Below are 6,740 nucleotides of genomic sequence, written 5' to 3' on the forward strand. Positions count from 1 at the left end.
CCCGTCGCCCCCCGCTCCCCTTCTCCCGTTCAGCCCTTCGCCGGCGGGTGGCCGCCCGTCGGCGGGTGGTCCTTCGCCGACGGACAGTCCTCCGGCAACGGGTGATCGTCGGTCGATCCGCTACAGGCCGACTTCGGCCCGCCCGCGTGTCCGGCCGGCTCACCCGCGACGGGCTGCGCCGACTCGTACACCCCACCCCAGACCCGGTGCCTGGGCGGGAAGCCGAGCGACACCATGGTGTTGATCAGCATTCCGTAGGCCATGAACTGTGCGGCTTCGTCGTCGCCCGTTCCCAGCGCCTCGCCCGCCGTGTCCCAGATCTTGAGCCAGCCGCGCCGCAGCCGCTCCCCGAAGTCGCGGTCGCCCGCGGCCTCGGCCACACCGGTCGCCGCGTACATCTGCATCTGCAACAGGAGCAGTTCGGGCTGCTCCGCGATGCTCCGCTGATACGCCTCGGCCATCGCATCGAGCGCCTCGTCGCCCTTCAGTCCCTCCCCCGCGGTCCGGATCACCACGGCCATGTCGCCGAGGCACCGGTCGCAGGCGGCGAGGAAGATCTCCTGCTTGCTCGGGAAGAGACGGAAGAGATACGGCTGCGAGACTCCGACGCGCCGGGCGATGGCCTCCGTGGAGGTGCCTTGATACCCGCCGCGGGCGAACTCCGTGACCGCCGCCCGTACGACGCTCTCGCGCCGCTCCTCCGCGCTCATCCTGACCATGCGACTAAATTATTGGCCAATCACTAACTTCGTCAAGTCCGCGGCGACACGGAAAAGTGGACTCTTCGGGGGCGGGACTGCTTCGGGGAACGACGACGGCGGCCGTGCCGCCATGGGCAGGGCCGCCGCTCGAACGTCAGGTCTGAGGCGTCACGTACGAGGCATCAGGCGTGACGCGCCAGGTGAGGCACCGGGTCCGAGGCACCAGGCACGACACGCGTATATCGGGAGCCGGGTCCGAGGCCCGGTCGTCCCGGGAGCCAAGCCGAGGCGTGATCGTCTCGGGGCTCGGACTCGGGCTCGGGGCTCGGGGCTCGGACTCGGGGCTGAGGCGTCAGGCCAGCTGGACCACGGCGCGGGCCATGCCCAGCACCTTCTGGCCCGCGCTCGTCGCCGCGATGTCGACCCGGACCCGCCGGTCCGCGAGCTTCTCCGCGACCTTGGCCGAGACCTCGATCACCGCGCCTTTGTCGTCGTTCGGGACGACGACGGGCTTGGTGAAGCGGACTCCGTACTCCACGACCGCGCCGGGGTCGCCCGCCCAGTCCGTGACCACCCGGACCGCTTCGGCCATGGTGAACATGCCGTGTGCGATCACGTCCGGCAGCCCGACCTCCTTGGCGAACCGCTCGTTCCAGTGGATGGGGTTGAAGTCGCCCGAGGCGCCCGCGTACCGCACCAACGTGTCGCGGGTGACGGGGAAGGTGCCCGGGGGCAGTTCCGTGCCGACCTCGACCTCGTCGTAACCGATCTTCGCCGTCATGCCCTCACGCCTCCGCCGCGTCGTCGGCGGCACGCGCCACCAGCTTCATCCACGCCGTCGCGACATGCTCGCCCGTCTCGTCGTGCACATCGCCGCGCAGGTCGACGAAGTCGCTGCCCGCGCGCGTGGTGATCGCCTCGATCGTGGACGTGACCGAGAGGCGGTCGCCCGCGCGCAACGGCCTCGTGTACGCGAACTTCTGATTGCCGTGCACGACCCGGCTGTAGTCCAGACCCAGCCGCGGGTCCGTCATCACCTCACCCGCCGCGCGGAAGGTGATCGTGAACACGAAGGTCGGCGGGGCGATGACGTCCGGGTAACCGAGCGCCTGTGCGGCCTCGGGGTCGGTGTGCGCCGCCGACGTCTCGCCGATCGCCTCCGCGAACTCGCGGATCTTCTCCCGGCCGACCTCGTACGGCGGGGTGGGCGGATAGCTCCGCCCCACAAAGGACTGGTCGAGCGCCATGAAGTGCCGTTCCCTCCTGCTGTTCGGCCGCCGGCCGCTCTTCGGGCGCGCCCGTCCGAGGGGACGGCGGTGATCGCCGGCCGACGGGTGGACGGGCGGCCGGCAGAACCGGCGACTCGGTGGATCAGTGGCTCGATGGGCGCCAGTGGCTCAACGGGCCCATGGCTCGATGGGGCGTCAGACGAAACGAGGCCGCCCCTCGACTTCAGGGGCGGCCTCGCGTTCGAGCCTTGATCAGCGCGTCTCGCGGTGCGCCGTGTGCGCCTTGCAGCGCGGGCAGTGCTTCTTCAGCTCAAGACGATCCGGGTTGTTACGCCGGTTCTTCTTGGTGATGTAGTTCCGCTCCTTGCACTCCACGCAGGCCAGCGTGATCTTCGGGCGGACGTCTGTGGCAGCCACGTGAGTGCTCCTTGACGAACGGATGGGATAATCAGGTTTTACGCAAAGAAGAGTAGCCGACTGGAGGACCGACCCCGCAATCGGCTACTGTCTGTAGCGGTGACCGGACTTGAACCGGTGACACAGCGATTATGAGCCGCTTGCTCTACCGACTGAGCTACACCGCTCCGATGCAGGATCTCCTCGCCCGAAGGCGAGGATCACCGAACACCAGAGCCCCAATACGGAATCGAACCGTAGACCTTCTCCTTACCATGGAGACGCTCTACCGACTGAGCTATTGGGGCGAGCGATGAAGACATTACACGGTCGGTCGTGGTTCGCCCAAATCCGATTTCATGCCCCGGGACAGGCCCTCTCGCGGCCGTCACCCACGGCTTCCTCACTCACGGGCCCCACTGCCGTCCCATCCGCCCCACCGGTCACCACGGGTCACACCACGGGTCGCTTCATACAGAGGGCTTCGGCCGGAGGCTTCGGCCAGAGGGCTCTGGTCGGAGGGCTCCGGTCAGAGGCTTCGGTCAGAGCACTTCTGTCGGAGGCTTCAGTCGGAGGAGTCTGAGGAGATCGCTCGGAGGCTTTTGTAGGAGATCTTCAGTCGGCAGGCGCAGAAGGCTCCGCCGGTACGACTATTTCGCGCTTCCCCGAAGGCGTCCCCAGCCCGTCCTAGGCTCGACGCACGCCGCGTGATCTTGTGACGCGGCGCCCGTCGGCCCGCCCCGGCCTGCCGCGAGCGGCACGGGCGGTACGGGCGGCGCGAGCAGTGCGACCGTACGAACAGCAGGAGCGCGATGTCCGACAGTCAGCCGCAGCCGCCCGACGGAGCCGCAACCGACATCACCGCGCTGATCCTCTCGTCCGCCCGGCTGGCCGACGGCAGGACCGTCGACGTACGGCTGAGCGGGGGCCTCATCGAGGCCGTCGGTACGGCCGGCTCCCTCGGCGGCCCCGGCCCGCGCGTCGACCTCGGCGGTTACCTGCTGCTGCCTGCGCCCGCCGAGCCGCACGCGCACTGCGACACCGCCCTGTCCGCCGACGGGCCGCCCGCCCGCCACCCGGGCGAGGACGTGCGGCGGCGTGCGACGGAGGCGGCGCTGACGCAGCTCGGGCACGGCGCGACCGCGCTGCGTTCGCACGTACGGGTCGGGGACGCGTACCGGCTGGCCCGGCTCGAAGCGGTCCTCCAGGCGCGGCGCTCGCTGCGCGGACTGTGCGACCTGACGACCGTCGCCGTGCCCCGGCTGCTGACCGGTGTGGCCGGGGCCGACGGGCTCGCCGTCCTGCGGGACGCGCTGAAGATGGGCGCCGACGTGGTGGGCGGCTGCCCCGATCTCGACCCGGACCCCGCCGGGTACGTCGAGGCCGTGCTGGACCTCGCCGCGGAGCACGGCCGCCCCGTGGACCTGCACACGGACGCCGCCGACCCGGAGCGCCTCACCCGCCTCGCCGCGATGGCGGGCGGGCTGCGGTCCGGCGTGAGCGTGGGTCCGTGCGCCGGCCTCGGCCGGCTGCCGCCCGAGGCCGTGGCGCGCACGGCGGAGGCGCTCGCCGCGGCCGGGGTGACCGTGGTCTGCCTGCCCCAGGGCGGCTGCGGGGACGCCGGACTCAGCGGCGCCGCCGCCCCCGTACGGCCGCTGCTGGCGGCGGGGGTCCGGCTGGCGGCGGGCAGCGGTGCCCTGCGCGACGCGTCGAACCCGGTCGGGCGCGGGGACCCGCTGGAGGCCGCGTATCTGCTGGTCGCGCAAGGCGGCCTGAAGGCGCAGGAGGCGTACGAGGCGGTGAGCACGGCGGCCAGGGCCGCGATGGGGCTGCCGCGGGTCCGGGTGGAGGCGGGCTTCCCCGCCGAGCTGCTTGCCGTACGCGGGGACGGGCTGCCGGGCGTGCTGTCGCAGGCGTACAGCAGGATGGTCGTCCACCGCGGGCGGGTGGTGGCGCGGACCAGCGCGGTGCGGGAGTACTGCGACTCCGACAGCGGCACGGGCCCGGCCCTGCCACGGCAGGTGCGGCCCGGCTGACGCTCGCAGGGGATCGCGACGCACGCGGGCGCGGAACGAGGCCCGTTTGCCGCGCGGCGGGCGGGATCGCGCCACGCGGGCGGCCCGAAGTGTGTTCCCGCGCGGCGGGACCCGGCGCGCCGACGTACCGTCGTCATCATGCGCATTGTCATCGCAGGAGGACACGGTCAGATCGCGATGCGGCTGGAGCGACTGCTCGCCGCACGCGGTGACGAGGTCGCGGGCATCATCCGCAACCCGGAGCAGGCGGACGACCTGACGACAGCGGGCGCCGAACCGGTCGTGCTCGACCTGGAGTCGGCGTCCGTGGCGGAACTCGCCCGCGTGCTGGCAGGCGCCGACGCGGTGGTGTTCGCCGCCGGCGCCGGTCCCGGCAGTACGGCCGCACGCAAGGAGACCGTGGACCGCGACGCCGCCGTACTGCTCGCGGACGCCGCGGAGCGCGCGGGCGTGCGCCGGTACCTGATCGTGTCGTCGATCAACGCGGACTCGGAGCACGCGGGCGACGGGGTCTTCGACGCGTACCTGCGCGCGAAGGGCGCGGCGGACGACGCCGTACGGGCCAGGTCCGCCCTGGACTGGACCGTCGTGCGGCCCGGCGCGCTGACGGACGACGCCGGTACGGGCCAGGTGCAGCTGACGGAGAGGACCGGGCGTGGCCCGGTGCCGCGCGACGACGTGGCCGCCGTGCTCGCGGAGCTCCTCACGGTCCCCGGCACCGCGGGCCTGACGCTGGAGCTGATCGGCGGTGCGACCGCGGTGGAGGACGCGGTGAGGGCGGCGGCCGAGGGCCGGTGACGGGCCCCGAGGGCCGGAGGCAGTGCCGGGCCAGGGCCGGTGACGGGCCCTGGAGTCGGTGACGCGCTTCGGAGCCGGCAAGGGGTCAGGGCCGAGTGACGGGCCCTGGAGGCAGTGAGGCGTCAGAGCCGGTGACGGGGCGTGCGCCCCGGCGAGTCGGTGAGAGGACGTCCGCCCGGCGGGTCGATCGTGACGGGGTGAGCGCCGGGCGGCCCCTGTCCGCACCGGGCGGGTGCGGGCAGGGGCCGTGGGGAGCGGCGCCGGAGGGTGCCGGGCGAGTCCCGGAAGGGCCGCGGGCGTCAGAAGCCGACGGCGACTTCCAGCCACTGCGGGTCCGCGTGCGAGACGAACGACGACTGGCCGGCCACATCGTCGTACGGGAAGCCGTACGCGAGCCCGTTGATGGCGTGGTCGTGCCAGAACTTCGCGTAGTAGTTCGCCGGGGCCGCCTTGTAGAACTGGCTCGGGTCGGACTGCTGGTCCGCGGGAAGCTGCGCCACATGCCGGTTGAGCGCGGCGCACATGTCCGCGTTCGAGGCGAGTGATCCGGCACAGCCGGTGATGTTGGACGTCGACTCGTTGACGCCGACGGACTGGGCGTAACTGGTGAAGTAGTCCGCGTACTTGCCGCCCGCCTGGAAGTCGGGCGAGCTGCCGGGCGCGGGGATGCTGTAGGGGGCCCGGACGTCGGCGAGGCCCTGGAACTCGGTCGGCACCTCGCTCTTGAACTGCTGGAACAGGGCGTCCCTGCTCTGCTGGAAGACGTCGTAGCTGTCGCCGACCTGGGTGTCATAGCCGTCACTCGCGTGCAGGCGCATGGCCAGCGGCAGGGCCCAGGCGTCGACGCGGGTGGTGTTGCCGTTGAACACGCCGTCGCCGACGGTGAATTCGATGAAGTCCTGGTACTGGCTGTCGGGCGAGCCGAGGTAGAAGTACATCCGGCCGGCCGAGTTGGCCGGCATGTCGAGGTACGGCTGCTCCGCGATGGAGTGTTCCTCGTCGCCGAACTTCCAGTAGACCTGGTCGTCGGGGTACGCGCCGTTCGTCCGGTTGAGGATCTTGACGGTGAGCACGTTCTGCGCCGGCGGGATGGAGCCGGTGTCGCCCCAGAACGAGTCCGGCGGGGTCTCGCCCGCGGGTACCGCCGCCGCGGCAGGGCCGAGGGGAGCGTTCGCGGCGAGCGCCGTGGAGGGTGAGGCGGTCGCGGCGGCGCCGAAGAGGGCCAGCGCCATCGCGACGGCCGCGGTCAGCCGCGCGGTGGTGCGGCGGCGACGGCGGCCCGAGCGGGGCGCGCTCGGGGTGGCTTCAGCTGTTGGGGTGGATTCCGCGGATGCCGTGGGCGCCGCGGGTGCTGTGGGGGGCATGTGATCCTCCCTGGCTGCGGGATACGAAGCGGACGTGACGGCCGCCCAGCCAGGTGGCGGCCCTGTCCGACCCGGAACGAACACGCGGTCAGCACGCGAGGACCACCGGATGGGGCGGGGCCGGGCGACTGAGAGCGCTCTCAGAAGCCTTTACTCCTCGCATGTACTTGTCAAGAGATCGGGATCAACTGGTGCTGCGGAGGGCTCTGTTGGGGG

Annotated in this window: 7 protein-coding genes and 2 tRNA genes; 2 read left to right on the forward strand and 7 right to left on the reverse strand. The window is 71.9% G+C overall.

Annotated elements, in window-relative coordinates; genetic code table 11:
- Positions 1-29: 29 nt before the first annotated feature.
- The 6 genes from LCE31_RS34240 to LCE31_RS34265 form a co-directional block, all read right to left on the reverse strand.
- Positions 30-719 carry a TetR/AcrR family transcriptional regulator gene (locus LCE31_RS34240; protein WP_225021485.1) on the reverse strand — a complete coding sequence of 230 codons (690 nt, stop codon included), beginning with the start codon at positions 717-719 and terminating at the stop codon, positions 30-32.
- A gap of 334 nt (positions 720-1,053) precedes the next feature.
- Complete coding sequence (locus LCE31_RS34245; protein ID WP_225021487.1) at positions 1,054-1,482, reverse strand: MaoC family dehydratase; 429 nt, start codon at positions 1,480-1,482, stop codon at positions 1,054-1,056.
- 4 nt (positions 1,483-1,486) lie between these two features.
- Entirely contained in the window at positions 1,487-1,948 is a 462-nt protein-coding gene (locus LCE31_RS34250; protein ID WP_225021490.1) for a MaoC family dehydratase N-terminal domain-containing protein, read from the reverse strand.
- Positions 1,949-2,182: 234 nt separating this feature from the next.
- Positions 2,183-2,347 carry a 50S ribosomal protein L33 gene (gene rpmG / locus LCE31_RS34255; protein ID WP_018385553.1) on the reverse strand — a complete coding sequence of 55 codons (165 nt, stop codon included), beginning with the start codon at positions 2,345-2,347 and terminating at the stop codon, positions 2,183-2,185.
- A gap of 94 nt (positions 2,348-2,441) precedes the next feature.
- A tRNA-Met gene (locus LCE31_RS34260) sits at positions 2,442-2,514 on the reverse strand.
- Between the two features lie 47 nt (positions 2,515-2,561).
- Positions 2,562-2,634 (reverse strand) — tRNA-Thr (locus tag LCE31_RS34265).
- Positions 2,635-3,138: 504 nt separating this feature from the next.
- Here LCE31_RS34265 and LCE31_RS34270 point away from each other — a divergent pair.
- Both LCE31_RS34270 and LCE31_RS34275 read left to right on the forward strand, forming a co-directional pair.
- Positions 3,139-4,362, forward strand: a complete 1,224-nt coding sequence (locus LCE31_RS34270; protein ID WP_225021491.1) for an amidohydrolase family protein — start codon at positions 3,139-3,141, stop codon at positions 4,360-4,362.
- Positions 4,363-4,500: 138 nt separating this feature from the next.
- Positions 4,501-5,160, forward strand: a complete 660-nt coding sequence (locus LCE31_RS34275; RefSeq protein WP_225021494.1) for an SDR family oxidoreductase — start codon at positions 4,501-4,503, stop codon at positions 5,158-5,160.
- A gap of 299 nt (positions 5,161-5,459) precedes the next feature.
- Here LCE31_RS34275 and LCE31_RS34280 read toward each other — a convergent pair whose 3' ends face one another.
- Positions 5,460-6,524 carry a glycoside hydrolase family 64 protein gene (locus LCE31_RS34280; RefSeq protein ID WP_225021496.1) on the reverse strand — a complete coding sequence of 355 codons (1,065 nt, stop codon included), beginning with the start codon at positions 6,522-6,524 and terminating at the stop codon, positions 5,460-5,462.
- Positions 6,525-6,740 lie beyond the last annotated feature (216 nt).

It is taken from the genome of Streptomyces sp. 8L (assembly GCF_020176795.1).
Taxonomy (GTDB): Bacteria; Actinomycetota; Actinomycetes; order Streptomycetales; family Streptomycetaceae; genus Streptomyces.